Consider the following 21908-nt stretch of genomic DNA (forward strand, 5'->3'; position numbering starts at 1 on the left):
TTTAGTACTCTCCCTTCACAGCAGGTTTGTGCTTCATCGCTAGACTACGGTGATACACCATTTCTTTGACTTCATACATAGAAACGGAAGGGAATACCTTGCAGAACACCATAAACAATAAAGTGAACCAGCCAAAGCTACCAAATACGATACCCCACTGCACTAAGCTTGGCCATTGATCATGATCCCAAGTCCAGGGATAGTGGCCGTGAGCGAAACTCGGCGCTATAATCATCCAACGTTCCAGCCACATACCCACGTTAAGCAATATCGATACTACGAACAATATTGGAAGGTGGGTCTGGAAACGTTTAAATGCTAGCATCAAAGGCAAAATGGATCCAAAGAAGATCATTGCCCAGAAGAATGGGGCATAAGGGCCAGTAGCCTTAAAAATTAATTGATCCTTGGCTGTCTGGTCATGCCCATACCATACTGAAGCAAACTCAATCAGATTGAGGTAAGTCCACACCATTGCAATAGCGAAGGTCAGGCGTACCAGCTTCTTCATAATAGGCAACGTCATGTACTCTTCAAACCTGAACACATATCGCAAGATAATAAAAAGCGTGATGATCGCCGCACAACCGGAATATAAGGCACCCGCAACAAAGTAAGGAGGGAACGATGTTACATGCCAACCGGGCATATTCGACATAGCAAAGTCTGAAGCCACGATGGAGTGCACTGACACAGCCAGTGGAATCAGGAAGCAAGCTATAGTTAGATAGGTGATTCTGAAGTTTCGCCACTGGCGATCAGTTCCTTCCCAGCCAAGTGACATCACCGTGTATAATTTCTTACGCCAACCCGAATGGATATTGTCACGGCAAATTGCCAGATCAGGAATCATGCCGACGTAAAGAAAGAGAACGGAAGAGCTTAAATAGGTGGCAATCGCGAACATATCCCATACTAGCGGGGACTGGAAATTTGGCCATACCCAACGCTCATTAGGGTAAGGCATCACATAATAGACCATCCATAAACGGCCTAAGTGCACCAGGACGAACAAGCCTGCCGTCATCAACGAGAAGGTTGTCATTGCCTCAGCGAAACGGTAGATTGGCTTACGCCAATCGGCATGCATTAAATGCAGAATCGCCGACAGCAAAGTTCCAGAATGGCTCATGCCTATCCAAAAAATGAAGGTGGCAATGTACAAACCCCAGACATGAGAGTTGTTTTTATTGGAAACACCCATGCCAGTCTGATACTGGTAAATTTCGCTTCCCACCGCCACACCTATCATGGCAAGTGCGATAAATAAAATCACCCAGTACAGCCTTCTTGGACTCTCCAAACTCTTGAGCACATCTTTGTTAATCTGTGCCCAAGCTATATCTTCGCGTATATCTTTTCCCATTGCTCTATTTCCTCCCCTTATGCTTGCGTGAAAGTAGCTTCAATGCCGCTTCCCACGCGGCATCCCCATTACGCTGCTTAAATAGCGCTTTCACGCAACTGCTCCAGATACATCACCGACGGATAAGTGCGCAACTCTTCCAAAATGCGATAGCCACGCAGTTTGACAGCCTCTTCTGCTGCGTCCTTTGCTTGTTTATCCTTATTTAGTTCAACCTGTTGCGTCATCCACTGTTTACCAACCTTAGCCAAGGGGTCAACCAGATTACCAAAAGATATAGCTCCCGTCGGACAAACTTGCTGACAGGCAGTCTGCACTTCACCATCAAGTACACTTCGTCCTTCGCTACGTGCATTGCTCTTGGCGACAGTCAATCGCTGCACACAGAACGTACATTTTTCCATCACACCCTTGCCACGCACGGTCACGTCTGGATTGAGCTGCTGATTCATCGGCTCCGGCCACACATTAGCAGTAGTTGGATAGTCATACCAGTTGAAGTAGCGAACCTTATACGGGCAGTTCGCGTTACAGTAACGTGAGCCGACGCAACGATTGTAAACCTGCGAGTTCAGACCATCCGCCGTGTGGTTGGTAGCACCTACTGGACATACCGTTTCGCACGGTGCAGCCTCACAATGCTGACACAACATAGGTAGAAACTGCGCCCCCTGATCGGCAAATTCGCGGCCATCATTATCCCAGTAACGTTCGATGCGTATCCAATGGTGGGAATGCCCATGTGCAAATTTCTCCTTGCCAACCACGGGCAGATTGTTTTCTGCATAACATGCCACGCTACAAGCATTACAGCCGGTGCATGAATCCAAGTCTATGCTCATCGCCCATTTGTATTCCCGGTGCGGCCTGTCGTCCGACGGATGCTGTTGGCGGAAGTCAGACCAGTTTTCTAATAAGTTGGTAATGGACACCTTTTACACCTCCTTCGAAAGATTCACTTTATCAGATGACATCCTTACCGCTATTTTTCTGCCCATCTGTTGGCCACCGGCAGGGCCTTCATCTTTAACGATGATCACACGCTGCCCAGCCTTGCTGACTTTAACGCGCGTCTCGTGCATTGCCAACTCTCCGGTTTCCTTGTCGAATACGGGATCAAGAATCTTGAAGGCATTAACACCGACACCCTTTGCATAACGTCCCATCGCCTCATGACCATAGCCCAACGGCACTGAAACTACATCGGGATGAATACCGGTAAATACATAGACCTGCGCCTTAATAGCACCGCTTTTTGAAGCCACTTCAACAATGTCGCCTTCCACAATGCCCAACTTGGCGGCGGTCTTGGGATGCATCTCCACCCAACTATCCCACACGATAGTAGTTAACGGATCCGGTGATTCCTGCAACCAAGGTTCATTGGCATTGCGGCCATCACGTAAGCTGGCGCTCACTGCAGGAATCAGGTGCAACGGATACGTACTATCTTCTACAAACGGAGCTGGCACCACCAAGCCATTGACGGGTGCATGACTGGATATATTGACAGGTGCGCCTACTAATTTGACCACACCATGGCTTAAAGCAGCCTCCCAAAATGTATCGTCGTCCGCATTCGCACCACCCAACGCGCCCTTGTTCGACACCATTGCATTACGCAAGTAAGAATAAAAATCTTCATAGCCTTTATATTCATCTGGCCGGCGTTGTTTGAGCAAGGCAAGCAGGATGTCACCCATGCCCAGTGTACCGGGGTGCAATTTTTCCATCAGCGGTTGCCGAATATTTAGTTGCGCACCTTCCGCAATATATTCCGGCATGACCGTTCCCCAGTCCTCCAGAGCAGAATTCAACGGCAGCACCAAATCGGCCTCTACTGCGGTTTCATCCATGTAATGAGCGAACGCCACCTTAAAAGGTACTTTCTTTAAGTTTTCTTTCAGTTTCATGGACGCAGGTGCAGTGAACATTGGATTTGCACCATAGCTGAATAACACTTTAACCTTGTCTTGCGCCATATTGTCATTGAGTGTCTGTAACGCCAAGCGGTTGCCAGTAGTCGGCGCTATTTGCGGAAATGGTATACCAGAAGGTGCTTCTACCGTCTTACCGACATTGCCTAATACTTGATTCAACAAAGCGATAGCGGTGGCATTCTGCGAACCGTGCGCATAGCCCTCGGCCGCACTACCGGCAATTATTAAGCTAGGGCTACGCTCCTTAAGTAATGCTGCAAGCTTGCCTATATGTTCAGTAGACACTCCGGTATCTTTGCTTACCCGGTCTGCGGTGTATTCCTTTACAGCAGCAGCGACATCTCCTGGAACAGATAATCCTGCTGCAGCTAGCACATTAATCAATCCCAGCGCGAGGATGCCTTCAGTGCCAGGACGTATAGCCAGCCAACGATCCGCATTCGCACCAGTTAATGTCATCTTGGATTCAACCTGCACCAACACCCCGCGCTCGCCATTATCAGCCTTGCGGAAGCGAGCATACTGCTGGGAGAAATGCACCGGTGAGACCCACGCACCGAGGAAATCGGCTCCGAATGAAAGAATAACCTTAGCCTTGTCTAGACGTAACCGCGGCATCTCTACGCCATAAGCCTTTTTATTAGCTGCACGCATAACTGACGGTGCAACTGCCTCATAAACATAATGATGACCAGAGCCCAGCGCATCTAGATAATTTTTCAATAATGCTTTGACATGTCCACTAACACCACCGGTCAGGAAGGCGACATTCTCTGCTTTCACACCACCGACCTTTTCGTTGATTAACGCCAGCGCTTTTTCCCATGTTATCGCTTCACCTTTATCACCATTGCGCAACAGCGGTTCGCGGATGCGATCTGGGTTGTAATGCGCCTGCACTCCGGCCTGCCCTAAACCGCACATTTTGCCGTTATTAATGGATGATTTTGGATTGCCTTCCAGCTTAAGCACGCGACCTTCTCGCACTCGCCCCATAATGCCGCACCCAGCATCACACTGCGCACAAGTCGAGTTAAAGTATGTGCCAATACTAGGAATGATATAGTCCGCCGTCTGGACATAGGAAGTTACAAATTCCTTTCCATCCTCAACTGAGGTATTGCCACATCCGCTTAATGCGACCGTCGCACCGCCCCACCCCAGCACCTTCAAAAAATCTCGCCGATTAAAACTGTTTTCAATCATTGCTGATACCTCTTGGAAATCTTTATCTTGTGAACGCACCGATTACTTATGACACTGCCAGCAGTCGTTCGGGCCGTGAGTCGTCTTTGTGGATGTTGCATCTACCGGATGATCTTTCTGATGACAGCTCACACACCAACCCATGGAGAGTGACTTTTGGCGACGCGCGACGGTCATTGTTTTCACATCGCCGTGACAATAACCACAAGCTTCCTGTACCGGCTTGTTTTGCGCGAAAACAAAACGCTGGATGTGACGCTCATGGTTGAATCGCACGAAATCAGGAAGGTCATGCACCTTTTTCCAAGGCACTGCTTTTTTAGCTTCCCAATATTCGAACAATTTCTTGATACGCGGGGTTTCCCGCACCGACTCGATGCTTTGATGGCAACCAATACATTTCTGCAACGGCGGAATGCCTGCCACAATGCTACGGCGTGCATAAGTATGACAGTACATGCAATTTATCTGCATGCCGCCTTTTGCAGCATCACCAGCGTGACGGTCATGGGGAAACTCAATTGGCTGTTCGACCTTAGGACCCAAGTCGTCAGCTGTAGTGAGGGGCTGCACCGCATTAGCGGCATAGCTGCCAGCGGAAACAATCAATCCAACAAGCAGAACGGACAAACGTAAAAAACAATACATCGTAAGTAGCTCCCCCAACAAACAAATTAGACTGCCGACCAGAACAACATCGGCATGTATATCACATTTACAACAGGTAATTTAAACGATGCAATATCGCTTAAGTATTTACATACTTACTTATTTGGTACATACCCCTCCACAAGGGATAGACGCGATAAAACGACGGCATAATGTCCAGTTTGGAAAATAAAGTCAACAGTACAAAATATAGTACGCTAACTTTTGCACAATAATTTACATAAAAATTATATATAAACATAACATTACATTTTTTATGTCTATTGTTTTTTGCATAAAGAATAACTTTTGCGCATGCCACACTTCTAATAAAACGAAATCCATCTTTAGCTTGCGATTGTTGGTATGCCCCAAAGTCAATCCACCAAGCTGGAATCAAGTGCTATAGACCCGGCACGATTTATAAGTGAACTTTTCTTGATTTTCGATGTCCATGGAGTATGGAAAAAGAAGATGCCCGCAAGCAGTCGCGAGAAGTACTGCATGAACGACGCAAGCAAGTCATTCGTATGCACCGCAAAGGTGTGGCGGTGATGGAGATCGTGGTGCAAACGGGACTGAGCTGGACGGCAGTCAATACGGCGCTGCGGTTGTATAAGGCTGAAGGTTCGGGGGCACTCAAGCCCGGCGTTCGGGGTAAAAAACCTGGCAGTGGACGTCGCTTGACGGTTAGCCAAGAGCTGGCGATTCAACAAACCATCTGCGACAGACGCCCCGAACAACTTAAGATGGATTTTGCGCTATGGAGCAGGCCCGCTGTGCGCCAGCACATTGAGCTGGCGCACAGTATCAAGCTGTCTATTCGGGCAGTAGGCAACTACTTGGCACGTTGGGGTTTTACACCACAAAAACCCATTAAAAAAGCATACGAGCAGCGGCCTGAAGCCGTCCAGGCTTGGCTTGATGAACAATATCCGGCCATTGAAGCCAGAGCAAAAACAGAAGGTGCGGAAATTCACTGGGGCGACGAGACGGCGCTAGTCAACACGGATGTCAGAGGCAGGAGCTATGCGCCGGTGGGCAAGACACCTGTGACGTTCGCAGTAGGCGGCACGCGCCACAAGCTATCGATGATTGCGACGGTAACCAATCAGGGTAAAACGCGCTGGATGATTATTGATGAGGCATTTAACTCCGACAAGCTCATTGAATTTCTGGAGGCGCTCATCAAGGATACAGACCGCAAGGTGTTTCTGATACTGGACAACTTGAGAGTTCATCACAGCAAACCTGTAAAGGCTTGGGCTGCCGAGAACGCACAGAAAATCGAGTTGTTCTACTTGCCCAGCTACAGCCCTGAACTCAACCCCGAAGAAAGACTGAATGCAGATCTCAAGCACGTCATCACTTCAAAGGTGCCAGTGCGCACCAAGGCAAAACTCAGAGCTGCTGCGACTGATCACATGACCATGCTTGAGCAAAACCCCGAACGCGTGCGCCGTTATTTCGGCGACCCAAAAGTCGCCTACGCGGCTTCATGAATAATTTGTGCCGGATCAATAATCAAAAAAATCGGCAGACGTCAATCAAAGCAGAGCACATGAAATTATTTAGCCGTAGCCGATTTTCGCTGTCCCCGTAGCATTAACACCAAGCCCACAATCACCATTGGCAGACTGAGCCATTGGCCCATGCTAATACCGAAACTCATTAGACCAAATATGCCGTCATCTGGGTTACGTGTATATTCAACAAAGAAACGGAAGCTGCCATAACCGAGAAGGAACAAACCAGATACAGCACCTACTGGACGCGGCTTGCGCGAATATAGCCACATAAGCGCAAACAGAACCAAGCCTTCCAGTATAAATTCATAAAGCTGAGAAGGATGGCGCGGCAGATCATCCACATTGGGGAATACCATCCCCCAAGCCACATTTGTGGGTCGCCCCCATAATTCAGCATTAATAAAGTTGCCGATACGCCCTGCACCCAAGCCCAATGGCACCAGCGGGGCTATAAAGTCCATCAATTGCAGCCAGGGAACTTTGTGCTGACGAGCAAAAAGTGCCATCGCCACCAATACGCCTAGAAAACCACCATGAAATGACATACCACCCTGCCAAACCGCGAGAATTTCAAGCGGGCGAGTTACATAGTAACCGGGGTTATAAAACAGCACCTCGCCCAGCCTCCCACCCAGCACAACACCAAGAATGCCGTAAAATAAAAGGTCATCCATCATTTTGTCATCCCATCCAGGACGATTAAGAGTGCGAATGCGCGATTTCCCCAGCCATAAAAATAGCATAAAGGCAAGTAAATACATCAATCCATACCAGTGTACTGCAAGAGGGCCAATGTGTATGGCCACAGGATCAAACTGGGGATGGATGAGCATACTGAGTGATTTATCTTAACGATGATTTTAAGATCAATATTATACGTGATTTAATATCACGTTTATCCTGGCACGCAGCAAATAGAATTTGCTACGCTAAAGCAGGATTTGTCAACGACCAGTTAGAGATATGCGTTATTATCAACACTGTCTAGTGCCTTACAGTTTGCAAACGAGATGGAGTTGGTTAAAATGGCATGGGCAGCAATGTCTAATTATAATTTAATTGTAAGAAAACTTAATATAATGGAGCTTAAGAAAATGAAATCTATCATCGTTAGCATGGTTGCAGCAGCAGGCCTGATGGCAGCAGGTAGCGTTTTAGCAACTGATATGCCAGAACTGGCCAAGAAAAGCGGCTGTACTGCTTGCCACAAAATTGATACAAAATTAATCGGTCCAGCTTGGATGGATGTTTCCAAGAAGTATAAGGGCGTTAAAGAGTATTCTTATTCGCCAACTGGCAGTGCTAGCCCCGACGCCAAGAAGATGTCATTGGAAGAAGGTCTGATCATGAAAGTATCCAAGGGTGGTACTGGCAACTGGGGTACTGTACCAATGACTCCTAACGCTCCTGCTGTAAAACCTGAAAACATCAAAACACTGGTTCATTTCGTTCTTGATCTGGCCAAGTAATAAAGGGATTAAATTTCTCTTAGCAGAAGTCGGCGTCAGCCGATTTCTGCTTTCCGCACAACAATTCAATCAATCGCTTAATGAATGTGATCAAATTTGCAAACAGAACAAACCTTAAAGCCAGTTTATGCTGGCTTTAATTTATTAATGTTCCAGTTGCAGTTTCTGACATGTAACAAATTTACACGCATGATGATGCAACACATGTTATGTTAAACGGGTATCTGCATTGCGTTCTAAGGTTTGTTAATTGTTGCCCCGCATAATCCTCCATCTCAATGATGCGTTGTGCTAACAACAATAATCATATAAAACCTATCATCGCCAACATGCTTGCCTAAATCAGGTTTGATGGTTAAAGGCAGTATCATGCCAGCTGTCATGATGTAGCTTACCAAACAAAGCTCGTGTTCCGACTAACACTCAATTGACAAAAAATAATTGACCACGCACGGATCAGTATCTCCAGAAAGTATTCAAGCTGGCTAAAGTATCGCTTCGAGCAATCCAATTATTGTTTTAATAAAAATAATTATAGTTAACGTATGCTGGTTACATTATTGCGTTTCAATCAATATTCAAAATATGCAAAATTGACAAAAATATAACATGCTAAAGATAATCCATTCGATAACTTATTACCGCTAAACCCATCATGTCGCATAACCAGTCATCCCTGCTCCTCGCCCTGTCCATTACCATCCTCACGGCTTGCAGCGAATCAAAAACACCTGTTACCAGCGGCACGGATGAACTAGTGGTGAAGATCGGTGCCGCTGCCCCACTCACCGGGCCGCAAGCTCATATTGGCAAGGACAATGAGAACGGTACGCGCATGGCGATCGAGGATGCCAATACCAAGGGAGTCATCATTGGCGGACGTAAGGCACGTTTTGAACTAATCAGCGAGGATGACCAAGCGGACCCGAAAACTGCGACTATCGTGGCACAAAAGCTGGTAGACGCAAAAGTGAATGGTGTAATCGGCCATCTCAATTCCGGTACCTCTATTCCGGCTTCTAGAATCTACAGCGATAACGGTATCCCACAGATTTCCCCTTCCGCAACAGCGGTGAGTTACACCGGCCAAGGCCTTAAGACCGCCTTTCGCGTGATGTCCAACGACGGGCAGCAAGGCAAAGCACTGGGCGAATTCGCAGCAAAGTCCCTGAATGCTAAAAAAATTGCGGTTATAGACGATCGCTCTGCCTATGGCCAAGGACTGGCCGACGAATTCATCAAATCTGTACAAGCCAACGGTGCGCAGATCGTAGCGCATGAATACACCACTGACAAAGCGGTAGACTTTACTGCAGTGCTGACCTCCATCAAGGGTAAGCACCCCGATTTACTGTTTTTTGGCGGCATGGATCCGCAAGGCGTACCGATGGCCAAACAGCTCAAAGCTCTTGGTTTAAATATTAAGTTTGTAATGGGCGACGGTGGTTACACGCCAAAATTACTGGATCTGGCTGGCGATGCCGCCAATGGGGTTTATGCTTCACTGCCTGGCGTGCCACTGGAACAGATGCCTGGCGGCAAAGACTTCTCCCAGCGCTATGAAGCAAAATATAAACAACCCATTCAGCTATACGCACCATATTGTTATGATGCGGTGAACGTGATGATCGCCACGATGCAAAAAGCCGCTTCAGCCGACCCAGCGAAATACCTGCCCGAGCTCGCCAAGATTACCCATAGTGGCGTGACCGCGAACATCGCTTTCGACGAAAAGGGCGACATTAAGGGCGGCGCTGTGACTCTGTACCAAGTCCAGCAAGGCAAGTGGCAGCCGTTGCAAACCATGGGCGGGAATACCGCGCTATCCGCGCATTGATTGGGACTGGATTGAAAAATAAAGCGACACCTTGCGTGTCGTTTTTTGTTTGTGAGTAACCTTTGGACACATTGCTACAACAAATCGTCAACGGCTTCGTGCAAGGCAGCGTATATGCCATGGTTGCTTTGGGTTACACCATGGTATACGGCATTCTCGGGCTGATTAATTTCGCACATGGGGAAGTGGTGATGGTGGGAGCAATGGTGGCGATGTCAGTGATCCAGTTGCTCATTGGTTCTGGCTTGCCGCCGCTGCTAATATTACTGATCAGCCTGATAACTTCGATTATGGTATGCATGGCGTTAGGTTACGGCATCGAACGCATCGCCTACCGTCCATTGCGCAATGCCCCACGTCTGGCCCCGCTAATCACTGCGATTGGCGTGTCCATTGTGCTACAAAATCTGGCGATGATGTTCTGGGGACGCGAATACCATGCTTTTCCGTCTTTACTGCCAAACAACTCGCATATGCTGTCTGGTGCAATCATTACGGAAGTGCAGATTCTTATTGTATTAGTAGCGTTAGGAATGATGGGGAGCTTGCTGCTGTTGATGCATCGCACCCGTCTGGGCCGCGCAATGCGCGCTGTAGCGGAAAATCCCACCGCTGCCGTTCTGATGGGAGTGAATATCAACGGTGTGATTGCTATTACTTTCATGCTGGGTTCTGCACTAGCCGCAGTGGCAGGTATCATGGTCAGTGCGAACTACGGCATCGTACACTATTACATGGGTTCCATTCTGGGGCTCAAAGCATTCACTGCCGCTGTATTAGGCGGTATCGGCAACATGCGCGGGGCCATGGTGGGTGGTCTGCTGCTGGGGTTAATTGAAAGTTTAGGAGCAGGTTATGTTGGTGATCTCAGTGGTGGCTTTCTCGGTAGTCATTATCAAGATGTATTTGCCTTCTTTGTGCTGATTTCCGTACTGGTCTTCCGTCCATCCGGCTTATTAGGAGAGCGTGTTGCGGAACGTGCTTAAACATCTGTTTTCTATGAACAGACACAGCGCGTGGCTGGCATTTGTCGTGCTCGCCATTGTATTGCTGGCGTTACCCTTCTTTACCGATGAACTGTTCGGGCGCAGTTGGGTACGCATCATGAATTTCGCATTGCTATACATCATGCTGGCGCTGGGATTGAACATCGTAGTCGGTTATGCCGGCTTGCTCGACCTCGGTTACATCGCCTTCTTTGCGGTGGGCGCATATTGCTATGCTTTGCTTAGCTCGCCTCAATTAGGCTTGCATTTGCCATTTTGGATAGTCCTGCCGCTGGGCGCACTGCTGGCATGTATATTCGGTGTGCTGCTAGGAGCACCAACTTTGCGCCTACGCGGCGATTACCTGGCCATCGTCACCTTGGGGTTTGGCGAAATCATTCGCATCTTCCTCAACAACCTGAACGCGCCGATTAACATCACCAATGGCCCGCAAGGCATTAGTATGATAGACCCTATCCGTTTCGGCGAATTCTCCTTAGGCAACACGCACGAATTGTTTGGCCTCACTTTTCCCTCTGTGCATCTGCATTACTACCTGTTCCTTTTCTTCACATTACTAGTAATTTTTATTTCACTACGCTTGGAAGATTCACGCATTGGCCGCGCCTGGATGGCAATTCGCGAAGACGAAGTGGCAGCTGAAGCGATGGGCATCAATACCCGAAATATCAAACTGCTGGCATTTGCCATGGGAGCAACTTTCGGCGGTTTGGCGGGTGGCTTATTTGCTGGTTTCCAAGGTTTTGTCAGCCCGGAAAGTTTTAGTCTAACTGAATCCATCACAGTGTTATGCATGGTAGTACTAGGTGGTATGGGCAACATCAACGGCGTGCTGTTAGGCGGCATGCTGCTAGTAGTATTGCCCGAAGCTTTGCGCCACGGCTCAGGGCCGGCACAGCAACTACTGTTCGGCAAGACCCTTATCGACCCGGAAAGCTTGCGCATGCTGTTATTTGGACTAGCGCTGATCACGGTCATGTTATGGCGACCTGCCGGATTATGGCCCTCTAACCAACGCCGACGCGAACTGGTTGCCGAAAATGATGCAGCTCAGCGGTAATTAGGATACCTGGGCATGACAACACCCATTGAATTCGACATCAATTTACTCGAACTGTCCGGTGTAGCCAAACGCTTCGGTGGCCTATCTGCGCTGAGCGATATTTCGCTGCACATTCGGCGTGGTGAAATTTATGGCTTGATCGGCCCAAATGGTGCGGGTAAAACGACACTCTTTAACATTTTGACTGGGCTGTATCAGGCGGATAGTGGGCGTTTCACGTTTAACAACATGGAGTATAGCGGCCGCTGCAAACCACATGTGTTAGCGCAGGCAGGAATTGCGCGCACCTTCCAAAACATTCGCTTGTTTGCGAATATGACTGCACTAGAAAACGTCATGGTCGGTCGTCACCTGCGCACCAGCAGCGGCATCTGGGGCGCATTGACTCGCAATGCTAGAGCACGCGTCGAAGAACATGAAATCGTGCAGCATGCACGTACTTTACTGAGCTATGTAGGCATAGACCGCCCGCACCAAACTTTGGCCAAAAATCTATCCTACGGCGAACAACGTAGGCTGGAGATTGCCCGTGCGCTGGCTACCGATCCAAAATTACTTGCGCTAGATGAACCAGCGGCAGGCATGAATGCCACTGAAACTGAAAACCTGAAGGAATTATTACTATCCATACGCGCCAGCGGCATTACAGTGCTGCTCATCGAACATGACGTAAAATTTATTCTCGGCCTGTGCGACCGCGTGGCAGTTCTCGATTACGGCAAAAAAATCGCCGAGGGCGTGCCGGAAAAAATTCGATGCGATCCGGCGGTGATCACGGCTTATTTGGGAACAGAACCCATTATTCCTGCCCAGGCAGGAATCCAATCATAAGAAAAAGATGCTTCATATTGTGAGCATACCAAAACCATGATTGCACCTGAATCAAGATCACTGTTGCAGGTACGCGATCTGAAAGTAGCCTACGGCGGCATTCAGGCACTAAAAGGCATTGATCTCGACGTAGCACCGGGCGAGCTGGTCGCACTCATCGGCAGCAACGGTGCCGGTAAAACCACAACGCTTAAGGCGTTAGCTGGCTTGCTACACCCCTCTGCAGGCGAAATACATTACCGCGGCATATCTTTACAACGCCACGCCGCACATCAACTTATACAAGAAGGATTAGTATTAGTGCCGGAAGGCCGTGGCGTATTCGCGCGACTGACGGTGGAAGAGAATTTGCAGATGGGTGCATATTGCCGCAACGACAAATTCTCCATTGCGCAGGATATGCAACACATCTACAAGTTGTTTCCGCGCTTGGCCGAGCGCCATATGCAACTGGCCGGCACGTTGTCCGGCGGCGAACAACAAATGATGGCACTGGGACGCGCGTTGATGAGCCGCCCCAAACTATTGATGCTGGATGAACCCAGCATGGGACTGGCACCGATGATGGTGGTCAAAATTTTTGAAACCATCCGCAACATTTCCGCACAGGGTGTTTCAATTCTGCTGGTTGAGCAGAACGCCAAGCTTGCCCTCGAAGTGGCGCAACGCGGTTATGTGATGGAAAGCGGCCTGATTACGTTATCCGACAGCGCCGCCAATCTTCTGGGGAGCGCTGTGGTGCGTCGCGCCTATCTGGGCAGTTAGTTCATCTTTAACAGACTGCCTATTGGTGGATGCCATAACGACAATTTATATCGGTCTCAAAGAGATAAGACAACAATAGACGACTGCGCAGAAAGGCGATAATATTGGACGAGCTCACATCCATCTTGCACTGCAACGATGCGAGGAATGATATCCCCACGAAGAGTTAGCGCAGCACATTCAAATGTCGGGCGGTGGACTGTAGTGTGAGCCAGGGTTTATTTTGAATTCAGTAAATACAGCGTTGGAATACTCATCCGCCATAGCTAAATCAAGCTTGCGCAAGGTCTGGTAAATTTCCCGCACCTTTTCCCGCTTGTCTTGGAAATAATAAGCAACGCCTAGGTTAAACCAGGCACTAGCCTTCTCTGGCTCAATACGCACCGCTTCCTCATACGCCAGAATCGCCAGACTGTATTTTTTAAGATTTCCATAAGTAATACCCAAGTTATACCAAGCATCGGCATACTCTGGCTGAAGGCGCAGTGCTTGCCGATATGCCTCAATTGCCTCCTCGTATTGTTTAAGATTGTCACAGGATACGCCTTGGGCAAACCAAGCGTTGACATAGAAGCTTACTGAGTTCATGGTTTCTCCTAAATAATGCAATATGAATTCTTTGTTTCGCGCAAAACAGGCTGGCTAATCACCAAATAACTTTGTAATAGCTGTAAAAACATTGTGGCATGGGTAGTCCAAGACTGGATTTGAAGCTTATAAAGTATTTTATATTATATTTTTATTTAAATTCATCAAAAATTCACCAACCCTCTACTATAGTTACCAAATTTAAAGATGGCCTGCATTGCTAATTCATAAATTAGCTCTCAAGTATAATTTTACCTCTTTATTAGAGATTCATATCCCCAGCCTCGTCCAATATGGAACGAGTCTAAATGACTCGGGTTATAAATGATAATTATACGAGGCATGGTTTTGGATGATCCAAATCTGCACACGATAGCGCAAGTATTGACGTTCTTGGCAGGGCAATCTGAATATTGCCCTCAAAAAATACCTATGGCCGAACATTACTACTGAACGAGTCCCGCTCACTTGATCTATTTAGCGAGATTAATTTCTATACCGTGTTAAACTCGCCGAGAAGCTGGCTAGACAGTCGCCGCGTCCGCAAGTATGGGCGGGGAGGAAAGTCCGGGCTCCGTAGAGCAAGATGCCGGTTAATGGCCGGACACCGTGAGGTGATGAAAAGTGCCACAGAGAATAGTCTGCCTAAGTTCTGCAAGGAAACGGCGAGGGTGAAACGGCGGGGTAAGAGCCCACCGCGGACGTGGTAACACGGACGGCACGGTAAACTCCATCTGGAGCAAGACCAAATAGGCAGGTAATGACGTGGCTCGCGTCGCCTGCGGGTAGGTCGCTTGAGCGTCAGGTAACGAAACGCCTAGAGGAATGACTGTCCACGACAGAACCCGGCTTATCGGCTAGCTTCACTTGATTTCGATAAATATCCAAGAATGATAATTCGAGCGAAAACGGCTTGAATATAGGCCAGCATAAAAACTATCGCTGCCAAAAGGGTAGCTTCTACCAAGTTTTTGTTTTCATTGACATGAAACTAAAACACCTCAAATACCTCTTTTAATTCCGCAGGCCTAGCACCATCACGCTCTGCTCCTCACAAACCCAACAAACATCATAAATAGCTTTAGCATTTTTGTGCAATCCATTATTTATTAAAGAAATTAATACAACATCAACTTTCAGCTCTAACTGCTTGTCGCGCAAAGAAAAATCTAATTTTATTGCTTGACCCAGCCTACTTTTTTCCATATAGTGAAGCGAAGTGGGGAAAAGTGGGTTTTTGTGGGTTGGCAAGTACAGGGTTGCGATAATGTTTCAGGGAGCGACACAACTCAGTCTGGATAGCAAAGGCAGGCTCGCGATACCAGCTCGGCATCGTGATATCTTGCTCGCGCATTTCGCTGGTCAGTTAGTGCTAACTGCTGATGCGGATGGTTGCTTACTGTGTTATCCGCAGCCTGAATGGCAACCGATACGCGACAAACTGCTTAAATTATCCTCTCTTAATCCCCGCATACGCGCGCTACAGCGCCGCCTGATTGGTTACGCCGAAGATGTCGAAATGGATGCAGCGGGACGTGTACTAATTTCTCCCGCCTTGCGTGGCTACGCCATGTTGGATAAGCGCGTAATGCTGATTGGCCAAGGCAATAAACTCGAATTGTGGGATGAGGCAAAATGGACAGCGCAGCAAGAAATAGCGTTGTCGTTTTCCCATGGCGAGCTTCCCCCGGAACTGGAGGGATTCACGTTGTGAGTGGTTGCTTATCTCACACACCCATATTGCTGCATGAAACAGTTTTATTGCACGAAGCCATTGAGGCATTGCAGATTAAACCGGATGGTGTCTATGTGGACGGCACGTTCGGGCGAGGGGGGCACAGTCAGCTGATACTGCAAAAGCTGGACGCGATGGGTCGTTTAATTGCGTTGGATAAGGACCCTGCGGCAGTAGCTGCGGCGCAGGCGATTACTGATTCACGTTTTGTCATGGTGCACAGCGGATTCGCACACTTGACTAAATTGTTGAACAAACTGGCGGTTGAAAAAATAGATGGGGTGTTGCTCGATTTGGGGGTGTCTTCGCCGCAACTGGATGATGAGCAACGCGGCTTCAGCTTCCGTTTCGACGCGCCGCTGGACATGCGTATGGATACCAGCAGCGGACAAACCGCCGCAGAATGGCTGGCCACCGTAAATGAAAGTTTGCTTGGAGAGGTAATACGTGACTATGGCGAGGAACGGTTTGCTACACAGATTGCAAGAGCGCTTGTTGCTGCACGCCAAGAGAAAACTATCTCCACTACGCGTCAGCTCAGCGAGATTGTTGCTCAGGCCGTGCGTACACGTGAGCCCGGGAAAAATCCGGCGACACGTACCTTTCAAGCTATACGGATTTATCTCAACCAAGAACTCGAAGAAATTGCGCGGGTTCTCCCGCAATGTGTGGATTGCCTAAGACTAGGAGGACGTATCGTGGTCATCAGTTTCCATTCGCTGGAAGACCGGATGGTAAAACATTTTCTGCGCAACATGGCGCAGGGCGATAAGTTACCGCGTAATTTACCCATTCGCGCTGCAGATATACCAAAAGGAAGGCTGCGCCTAATCGGCAAAGCAATTCACGCCACATCGCAGGAAGTGGCAACTAACCCGCGAGCGCGCAGTGCGGTGATGCGCGTAGCAGAACGGATGGGCGCGGCAGATGACTAGGGTGCATCTATTGCTCTTACTTATGGTGATCATTTGCGCGCTGGGTGTTGTGACCTCACAAGACAAGGCGCGCAAATTGTTTGCGGAATTACAAAAGGAAAAGGACCGCGCGCAGCAAATGGAAGTGGAATGGGGACAATTACAACTTGAGCAAAGTACCTGGGCGATGCCAGCGCGGGTGGAGAAAATCGCAGTCGACAAGTTGCAAATGCAGCTCCCGAAAAGCCAACAGATCCAATTTATTCGTGCTGAAGAGCTGAATAAATCTTTAACGCAACCATGAATTATCCCAGCAATATACAGGCCGCCAAGCTTGCAACATTACCGCCGTGGCGTTCTCAGCTGTTATTTGCCCTATTGCTATTTGGCATGGGTGCATTGATCGTGCGGGCAGTCTATTTGCAAAGCATCAACAATAATTTCTTGCAACAGAAAGGAAATGCACGTTCCAACCGTGTCGTCGATATTAGTGCGCACCGCGGCATGATTACCGATCGCAATGGAGAGCCGCTCGCCATCAGCACGCCTGTAGAATCCATTTGGGTTAGCCCGCAAGATGTAGAAGCGACTCCACAACAAGTGAATCAGTTAGCGCGGATCATGGGCATGAATATCACAGAAGTGAAGAATCGTTTATTCGACACTACGCGTGACTTCGTTTATCTCCAGCGTCAGTTACCACCCGAACAGGCGGAAAAAATCGTCAAGCTGGGCATGCCCGGTGTGTCACTACGGCGTGAGTATCGCCGCTATTACCCAAGCGGAGACATAACAGCACACCTACTCGGTTTCACTGACGTGGACGACAACGGTCAGGAAGGATTGGAGCTGGCATTACAAAATCAGCTCGGTGGCAAAGCGGGCAGCCAACGCGTAATCAAGGATCGCAAGGGCCATATTGTCGAAGACGTCGCCAGCATTCGCGCGCCCAAGCCGGGCAGCAATCTGGCGCTAAGTATAGACAGCAAAATCCAATATTTAGCCTACCGAGAAATAAAGCTGGCGGTCGAGCACCATAATGCCAAAGCCGGCTCCATTGTAGTGTTAGACGCTAAAAGCGGCGAAGTGTTGGCGCTGGCCAATTGGCCAAGTTACAACCCTAATAATCGTGCCAAGTCCAACCTTCAGGTACTGCGCAACCATGCTGTGACTGATCTATTCGAACCGGGTTCCACGCTCAAGCCTTTCACCGTAGCGGCCGCGCTGGAAACGGGTAACGTGACGCCACAAACCATTATCAATACCGAAAATGGGACAATGCTAGTCGGCAAACACAAAATTCATGACACCCATCCCGAAGAAGCGCTCACAGTGGCACAAGTAATTCAGAAATCCAGTAACGTGGGCGCGGCTAAGATTGCACTATCCTTGCCGCCGGAAAAAATCTGGCAAAGCCTGAACGAAAGTGGTTTTGGCATGCAGACCGGCAGTGGCTTCCCCGGTGAGGCGGCAGGTAAATTACACGATTACAAGAAGTGGCGGCCCATTGAGCAAGCCACCCTTTCCTATGGCCACGGCATTTCCGTCAGCCTGTTGCAACTGGCACGCGCCTATACCATATTTGCAAACAATGGTGAATTGAGGCCAGTGTCGTGGCTTAAGCTGGATGCACCTGTGAACGGCAAAAAAGTATATTCGAATGCCACCGCGCGCGAAATACTCGCTATGCTGGAACTGGCGGTTCTGCCAGGCGGCACCGCGCCGCTGGCACAGATCAATGGCTACCGCGTAGCAGGCAAGACTGGCACTGCGCACAAGCTAGAGGGGGGGCGCTACATCAATCGTTATATTTCTTCTTTTGTCGGATTGGCACCCGCGTCCAACCCACGCCTGGTCGTGGCAGTGATGATCAACGAGCCCAACAACGGTCAATATTACGGCGGTATGGTCGCAGCACCCGTATTTAGTAATGTGATGGGCGCTACGCTGCGGCTGCTCAACGTGCCTAACGATACACAGCTCGGAAATGTATTAATGCCGCTACCTGTCGATATTGTAAAGGAAGAAGTGTGAGCTTCCATTCCGACCTCATTTCCTCCCTCGGCGTAAAAGTCACGCGGCTAGCGACGGAGAGCCGCGCGGTTGCGCCAGGTGATACATTCATCGCCTACCCCGGTAGCAAGGCAGATGGGCGTCAGTTCATTAAGCAAGCTATCGCAAATGGTGCCAATGCGGTGATCTGGGAAGCGCTCGGCTTCAGCTGGAACGGAGCATGGCAACTCCCCAATTTGGCAGTCGCCGATCTGCGCCATCATGCCGGAGAGATTGCTGACCATGTCTATGGCAGTCCCTCGCAAAAAATGTGGGTAGTTGGTATCACCGGCACCAATGGTAAGACATCATGCTGCCACTGGATTGCACAATCATTTTGCGCGCTGGGCAAAAAAACTGCGCTGATCGGAACCTTGGGCAACGGCTTTCACTCTGCTTTGCAGCCCACTCTCAACACCACACCCGATGCCATCCGCCTGCATGAATTATTAGCCGATTATCTCGCGCAGGGCGCACAGGCTGTAGCAATGGAGGTGTCCTCTCATGCTTTGGAACAAGGGCGCGTGAATGGGGTGCAATTCGATGTAGCGCTGCTTACCAACCTCAGCCGAGACCATCTCGATTATCACGGCGACATGCATAGCTATGCGGCGGCCAAGCGCCGCTTATTCGATTGGCAACAACTTAAATACGTTGTACTCAATCTGGATGATGCATTCGGTGCCGAGATTGCCGAACAACTACAGGACAAAGGGGTGGAAGTGGTGGGCTACGGTCTAAACGATGCCGCTTTGGCCTTGGCCGAGCGCCTCGGTTTACGCATGGTTTACGGTGGCGCATTACGTATGGATAGGCAGGGGTTCAGCCTGCAAATACATTCCAGCTGGGGCGGTGGTGAACTGCATAACACACTGATTGGACGCTTTAATGTTGCCAATCTGTTGGGCGTGATGGCGGTGTTGCTGGTGAGTGGAGTGACATTAAGCAATGCGCTGCACGAATTGTCGCATATCAGCGCGGTGCCCGGACGCATGCAGACTTTTAGTGAGGGCGGTCGCCCCACTGTGGTGGTGGACTATGCACATACCCCGGATGCACTGGAAAAAGTGTTACAGGCCCTACGTGAATTGGTCGGACATGCAATAGTCGGAGCTGATAACGGCAAACTGATTTGTGTGTTCGGTTGTGGTGGCGACCGCGACCGCGGCAAACGCCCAATGATGGGGGCTATCGCAGCCAAATTGGCAGACATCTCTATTATTACCAGCGACAACCCGCGCAGTGAAGCGCCACTCGACATAATCGCAACCATTGTATCCGGCATTACGTCAGGAAGAAGGGAAACGAACGGCACATACCAAATCATAGAAGATCGCGCCTCGGCCATCGCACAAGCAGTCCTCAGCGCGCATGCGACGGATATCGTACTGATTGCCGGTAAAGGGCACGAGTCATATCAGGAAGTCAGGGGTATCAAATATCCGTTCAGCGACGCCGAGGTTGCACAGCGCGCGTTGTTGGCTTGGCGCAATGAGGCGCGGGCATGATGCTGCTATCGCAGGCCGCACAAGTATTGGGCTGCGAGCTTGTCGGCCACGATGTATTGTTTACCTCCGTGTCCAGCGATAGTCGAGCGATCAATGCAGGCGATCTGTTTGTAGCGTTGCAGGGAGAAAATTACGACGGTGTCGCATTTGTTGCCAGTGCGACTCAAAGCGGTGCAGTCGCTGCATTGGTAACAGCTACAAATTATCGAAACGTTGAGTCACCGTGCCCTTTGCTGCTGGTGGAAGACACACGCCTGGCATTAGGTCGTCTGGCAGCTCATTGGCGGGCGCAGTTCGACATCCCCGTGATAGCAGTGACCGGCAGCAACGGCAAGACCACGGTGAAGGAAATGTTGGCAAGCATATTGCGCGCAGCAACGGGTGATGACAACGCAGTGTTAGCAACGCTTGGAAATCTCAACAATGACATTGGTATGCCCCTTACTTTGCTTAAGCTGCGAGCCGTTCATCGCTATGCAGTGATCGAGATGGGTATGAACCATCAGGGAGAAATTGAATACTTGACCCGGTTGGCACGGCCGGATGTCGCTATCGTCAACAACGCGGGCAGCGCACACTTGGCCGGATTGGGTTCAGTGGACGCAGTGGCACGCGCTAAAGGAGAAATTTTCACAGGGTTGTCGCCTCAAGGCACTGCGGTCATTAATGCAGATGACGCTTATGCACCACTATGGCGCGAGTTGGCAGACGGCCATACGATTATTGAATTCGGTCTGGGAAAAAGTGTAGCGGTACATGCGCAATGGCAAGTAAGGGACGATGGCGCGCATATCGAAGTGAGTATGCCGCAGGGTAGCTTCAGTGCACAGTTGCAAGTTCCAGGGGTCCACAACGTCCGCAACGCGCTGGCCGCTACTGCGGCAGCGCTGGCCTTGCACGTGCTCGTGCCAGCGATTGCAGCAGGGCTGGAACGGTTTTCTGGCGTGACCGCTCGTTTGCAGCGTAAAACTGCACTGCAGGGTGCGATACTAATAGATGACAGCTACAACGCCAATCCGGCCTCACTGCACGCCGCACTCGAGGTATTGGCGCAGAGCGCCGGTAAAAAAATCCTGGTACTGGGCGACATGGGAGAGTTGGGAGAGGACGCTGTACACCTGCATAGTGAAATTGGCGCAGAAGCCCGCCGTTTTGGGGTGAACCAACTATTAGCATTGGGTAAATTGACACCACATACGGTACATGAGTTCGGCCCAGGCGCTCGTCACTTTGAACGCATTGAGGATTTATTCGCCGTGCTGGATAAGAATTTGGATAGTGATAGCACAATACTAGTGAAGGGCTCGCGCTTCATGCGCATGGAGCGGGTGGTGCAGCACTGCACTCGAACGAATCAGGTAAGAGAAGAAAGAAGCAAGGAAGAGTCCATGCACAAGCTTCACCATCCTTCCTTAACCCTTTCCTCCTAATCGCCCGGCGAAAGAAGCAA

The 21908-nt window shown here is 49.5% G+C and carries 20 protein-coding genes and 1 other RNA gene; 14 read left to right on the top strand and 7 right to left on the bottom strand.

Features of this window, described 5'->3' with window-relative positions; genetic code table 11:
- Nucleotide 1: 1 nt before the first annotated feature.
- The 4 genes from nrfD to MKZ32_RS14655 all read right to left on the bottom strand — a co-directional run bounded on the left by nrfD (nt 2) and on the right by MKZ32_RS14655 (nt 5160).
- Complete coding sequence (nrfD, locus tag MKZ32_RS14640) at nt 2–1366, bottom strand: NrfD/PsrC family molybdoenzyme membrane anchor subunit (RefSeq protein WP_239797942.1); 1365 nt, start codon at nt 1364–1366, stop codon at nt 2–4.
- Nucleotides 1367–1443: 77 nt separating this feature from the next.
- On the bottom strand, nt 1444–2298 hold the full coding sequence (locus MKZ32_RS14645; RefSeq protein WP_239797943.1) for a 4Fe-4S dicluster domain-containing protein: 855 nt from the start codon (nt 2296–2298) through the stop codon (nt 1444–1446).
- Nucleotides 2299–2301: 3 nt separating this feature from the next.
- Nucleotides 2302–4512, bottom strand: a complete 2211-nt coding sequence (locus MKZ32_RS14650) for a molybdopterin-containing oxidoreductase family protein (protein ID WP_239797944.1) — start codon at nt 4510–4512, stop codon at nt 2302–2304.
- A 42-nt stretch (nt 4513–4554) separates the two neighbouring features.
- Nucleotides 4555–5160, bottom strand: coding sequence for a cytochrome c3 family protein (locus MKZ32_RS14655; RefSeq protein WP_239797945.1), 606 nt, complete (start codon nt 5158–5160; stop codon nt 4555–4557).
- 461 nt (nt 5161–5621) lie between these two features.
- Between MKZ32_RS14655 and MKZ32_RS14660 the strand changes: the two genes are divergently transcribed.
- Nucleotides 5622–6662 carry an IS630 family transposase gene (locus tag MKZ32_RS14660; RefSeq protein ID WP_239797946.1) on the top strand — a complete coding sequence of 347 codons (1041 nt, stop codon included), beginning with the start codon at nt 5622–5624 and terminating at the stop codon, nt 6660–6662.
- Between the two features lie 65 nt (nt 6663–6727).
- On the opposite strand, the gene lgt is transcribed toward MKZ32_RS14660, so the two are convergent.
- Nucleotides 6728–7522: a prolipoprotein diacylglyceryl transferase gene (gene lgt, locus MKZ32_RS14665; RefSeq protein ID WP_239797947.1), complete on the bottom strand. Its 795-nt coding sequence runs from the start codon at nt 7520–7522 to the stop codon at nt 6728–6730.
- A gap of 192 nt (nt 7523–7714) precedes the next feature.
- Here lgt and MKZ32_RS14670 point away from each other — a divergent pair, with 192 nt between their 5' ends.
- The 6 genes from MKZ32_RS14670 to MKZ32_RS14695 all read left to right on the top strand — a co-directional run bounded on the left by MKZ32_RS14670 (nt 7715) and on the right by MKZ32_RS14695 (nt 13661).
- The gene (locus MKZ32_RS14670; protein WP_420887747.1) at nt 7715–8158 is read left to right on the top strand and encodes a c-type cytochrome; all 444 of its coding nucleotides are present in this window, start codon (nt 7715–7717) and stop codon (nt 8156–8158) included.
- Nucleotides 8159–8813: 655 nt separating this feature from the next.
- Nucleotides 8814–9995, top strand: coding sequence for a branched-chain amino acid ABC transporter substrate-binding protein (locus tag MKZ32_RS14675; protein WP_239797948.1), 1182 nt, complete (start codon nt 8814–8816; stop codon nt 9993–9995).
- 62 nt (nt 9996–10057) lie between these two features.
- Nucleotides 10058–10981, top strand: coding sequence for a branched-chain amino acid ABC transporter permease (locus MKZ32_RS14680; protein ID WP_239797949.1), 924 nt, complete (start codon nt 10058–10060; stop codon nt 10979–10981).
- Between the two features lie 13 nt (nt 10982–10994).
- Nucleotides 10995–12062 carry an ABC transporter permease subunit gene (locus tag MKZ32_RS14685; RefSeq protein WP_239797950.1) on the top strand — a complete coding sequence of 356 codons (1068 nt, stop codon included), beginning with the start codon at nt 10995–10997 and terminating at the stop codon, nt 12060–12062.
- A 15-nt stretch (nt 12063–12077) separates the two neighbouring features.
- Entirely contained in the window at nt 12078–12896 is an 819-nt protein-coding gene (locus tag MKZ32_RS14690; protein ID WP_239797951.1) for an ABC transporter ATP-binding protein, read from the top strand.
- A 36-nt stretch (nt 12897–12932) separates the two neighbouring features.
- Nucleotides 12933–13661, top strand: coding sequence for an ABC transporter ATP-binding protein (locus MKZ32_RS14695; protein ID WP_239797952.1), 729 nt, complete (start codon nt 12933–12935; stop codon nt 13659–13661).
- A 180-nt stretch (nt 13662–13841) separates the two neighbouring features.
- On the opposite strand, the gene MKZ32_RS14700 is transcribed toward MKZ32_RS14695, so the two are convergent.
- Nucleotides 13842–14249, bottom strand: a complete 408-nt coding sequence (locus tag MKZ32_RS14700) for a tetratricopeptide repeat protein (RefSeq protein WP_239797953.1) — start codon at nt 14247–14249, stop codon at nt 13842–13844.
- 516 nt (nt 14250–14765) lie between these two features.
- On the opposite strand from MKZ32_RS14700, the gene rnpB reads away from it, so the two are divergent.
- Nucleotides 14766–15118: RNase P RNA component class A (rnpB, locus tag MKZ32_RS14705), an RNA gene on the top strand.
- 145 nt (nt 15119–15263) lie between these two features.
- Here rnpB and MKZ32_RS14710 read toward each other — a convergent pair.
- A complete protein-coding gene (locus MKZ32_RS14710; RefSeq protein WP_239797954.1) occupies nt 15264–15455 on the bottom strand; it encodes a hypothetical protein in 192 nt (63 codons plus the stop codon).
- Nucleotides 15456–15516: 61 nt separating this feature from the next.
- Here MKZ32_RS14710 and mraZ point away from each other — a divergent pair, with 61 nt between their 5' ends.
- From mraZ to MKZ32_RS14740, 6 genes are read left to right on the top strand one after another with little or no spacing between them, the layout of a single operon-like run.
- Nucleotides 15517–15963 (top strand): division/cell wall cluster transcriptional repressor MraZ, encoded by a 447-nt coding sequence (gene mraZ / locus MKZ32_RS14715; protein WP_239797955.1) that lies wholly within the window; start codon nt 15517–15519, stop codon nt 15961–15963.
- Complete coding sequence (gene rsmH / locus MKZ32_RS14720) at nt 15960–16919, top strand: 16S rRNA (cytosine(1402)-N(4))-methyltransferase RsmH (RefSeq protein ID WP_239797956.1); 960 nt, start codon at nt 15960–15962, stop codon at nt 16917–16919. The genes mraZ and rsmH overlap by 4 nt, the downstream gene beginning before the upstream one ends.
- A complete protein-coding gene (gene ftsL, locus MKZ32_RS14725; protein WP_239797957.1) occupies nt 16912–17202 on the top strand; it encodes a cell division protein FtsL in 291 nt (96 codons plus the stop codon). The genes rsmH and ftsL overlap by 8 nt, the downstream gene beginning before the upstream one ends.
- Nucleotides 17199–18932 (top strand): peptidoglycan D,D-transpeptidase FtsI family protein, encoded by a 1734-nt coding sequence (locus tag MKZ32_RS14730; protein WP_239797958.1) that lies wholly within the window; start codon nt 17199–17201, stop codon nt 18930–18932. Before ftsL ends, MKZ32_RS14730 begins: the two co-directional genes overlap by 4 nt.
- Nucleotides 18929–20458, top strand: a complete 1530-nt coding sequence (locus MKZ32_RS14735; RefSeq protein ID WP_239797959.1) for a UDP-N-acetylmuramoyl-L-alanyl-D-glutamate--2,6-diaminopimelate ligase — start codon at nt 18929–18931, stop codon at nt 20456–20458. The genes MKZ32_RS14730 and MKZ32_RS14735 overlap by 4 nt, the downstream gene beginning before the upstream one ends.
- The gene (locus tag MKZ32_RS14740; RefSeq protein WP_239797960.1) at nt 20455–21888 is read left to right on the top strand and encodes a UDP-N-acetylmuramoyl-tripeptide--D-alanyl-D-alanine ligase; all 1434 of its coding nucleotides are present in this window, start codon (nt 20455–20457) and stop codon (nt 21886–21888) included. The genes MKZ32_RS14735 and MKZ32_RS14740 overlap by 4 nt, the downstream gene beginning before the upstream one ends.
- Nucleotides 21889–21908 lie beyond the last annotated feature (20 nt).

Origin of the sequence: Candidatus Nitrotoga arctica, assembly GCF_918378365.1 — a bacterium.
GTDB lineage: Bacteria > Pseudomonadota > Gammaproteobacteria > Burkholderiales > Gallionellaceae > Nitrotoga > Nitrotoga arctica.

Coding starts and splice junctions, on each gene's coding strand:
- MKZ32_RS14675 (WP_239797948.1), top strand. CDS start 8,814: ATGTCGCATAACCAGTCATCCCTGCTCCTCGCCCTGTCCATTACCATC.
- MKZ32_RS14740 (WP_239797960.1), top strand. CDS start 20,455: ATGATGCTGCTATCGCAGGCCGCACAAGTATTGGGCTGCGAGCTTGTC.
- MKZ32_RS14660 (WP_239797946.1), top strand. CDS start 5,622: ATGGAAAAAGAAGATGCCCGCAAGCAGTCGCGAGAAGTACTGCATGAA.
- MKZ32_RS14650 (WP_239797944.1), bottom strand. CDS start 4,512: ATGATTGAAAACAGTTTTAATCGGCGAGATTTTTTGAAGGTGCTGGGG.
- nrfD (WP_239797942.1), bottom strand. CDS start 1,366: ATGGGAAAAGATATACGCGAAGATATAGCTTGGGCACAGATTAACAAA.
- MKZ32_RS14690 (WP_239797951.1), top strand. CDS start 12,078: ATGACAACACCCATTGAATTCGACATCAATTTACTCGAACTGTCCGGT.
- MKZ32_RS14700 (WP_239797953.1), bottom strand. CDS start 14,249: ATGAACTCAGTAAGCTTCTATGTCAACGCTTGGTTTGCCCAAGGCGTA.
- MKZ32_RS14685 (WP_239797950.1), top strand. CDS start 10,995: ATGAACAGACACAGCGCGTGGCTGGCATTTGTCGTGCTCGCCATTGTA.
- mraZ (WP_239797955.1), top strand. CDS start 15,517: ATGTTTCAGGGAGCGACACAACTCAGTCTGGATAGCAAAGGCAGGCTC.
- MKZ32_RS14655 (WP_239797945.1), bottom strand. CDS start 5,160: ATGTATTGTTTTTTACGTTTGTCCGTTCTGCTTGTTGGATTGATTGTT.
- MKZ32_RS14670 (WP_420887747.1), top strand. CDS start 7,715: ATGGCATGGGCAGCAATGTCTAATTATAATTTAATTGTAAGAAAACTT.
- MKZ32_RS14730 (WP_239797958.1), top strand. CDS start 17,199: ATGAATTATCCCAGCAATATACAGGCCGCCAAGCTTGCAACATTACCG.
- MKZ32_RS14695 (WP_239797952.1), top strand. CDS start 12,933: ATGATTGCACCTGAATCAAGATCACTGTTGCAGGTACGCGATCTGAAA.
- ftsL (WP_239797957.1), top strand. CDS start 16,912: ATGACTAGGGTGCATCTATTGCTCTTACTTATGGTGATCATTTGCGCG.
- MKZ32_RS14710 (WP_239797954.1), bottom strand. CDS start 15,455: ATGGAAAAAAGTAGGCTGGGTCAAGCAATAAAATTAGATTTTTCTTTG.
- lgt (WP_239797947.1), bottom strand. CDS start 7,522: ATGCTCATCCATCCCCAGTTTGATCCTGTGGCCATACACATTGGCCCT.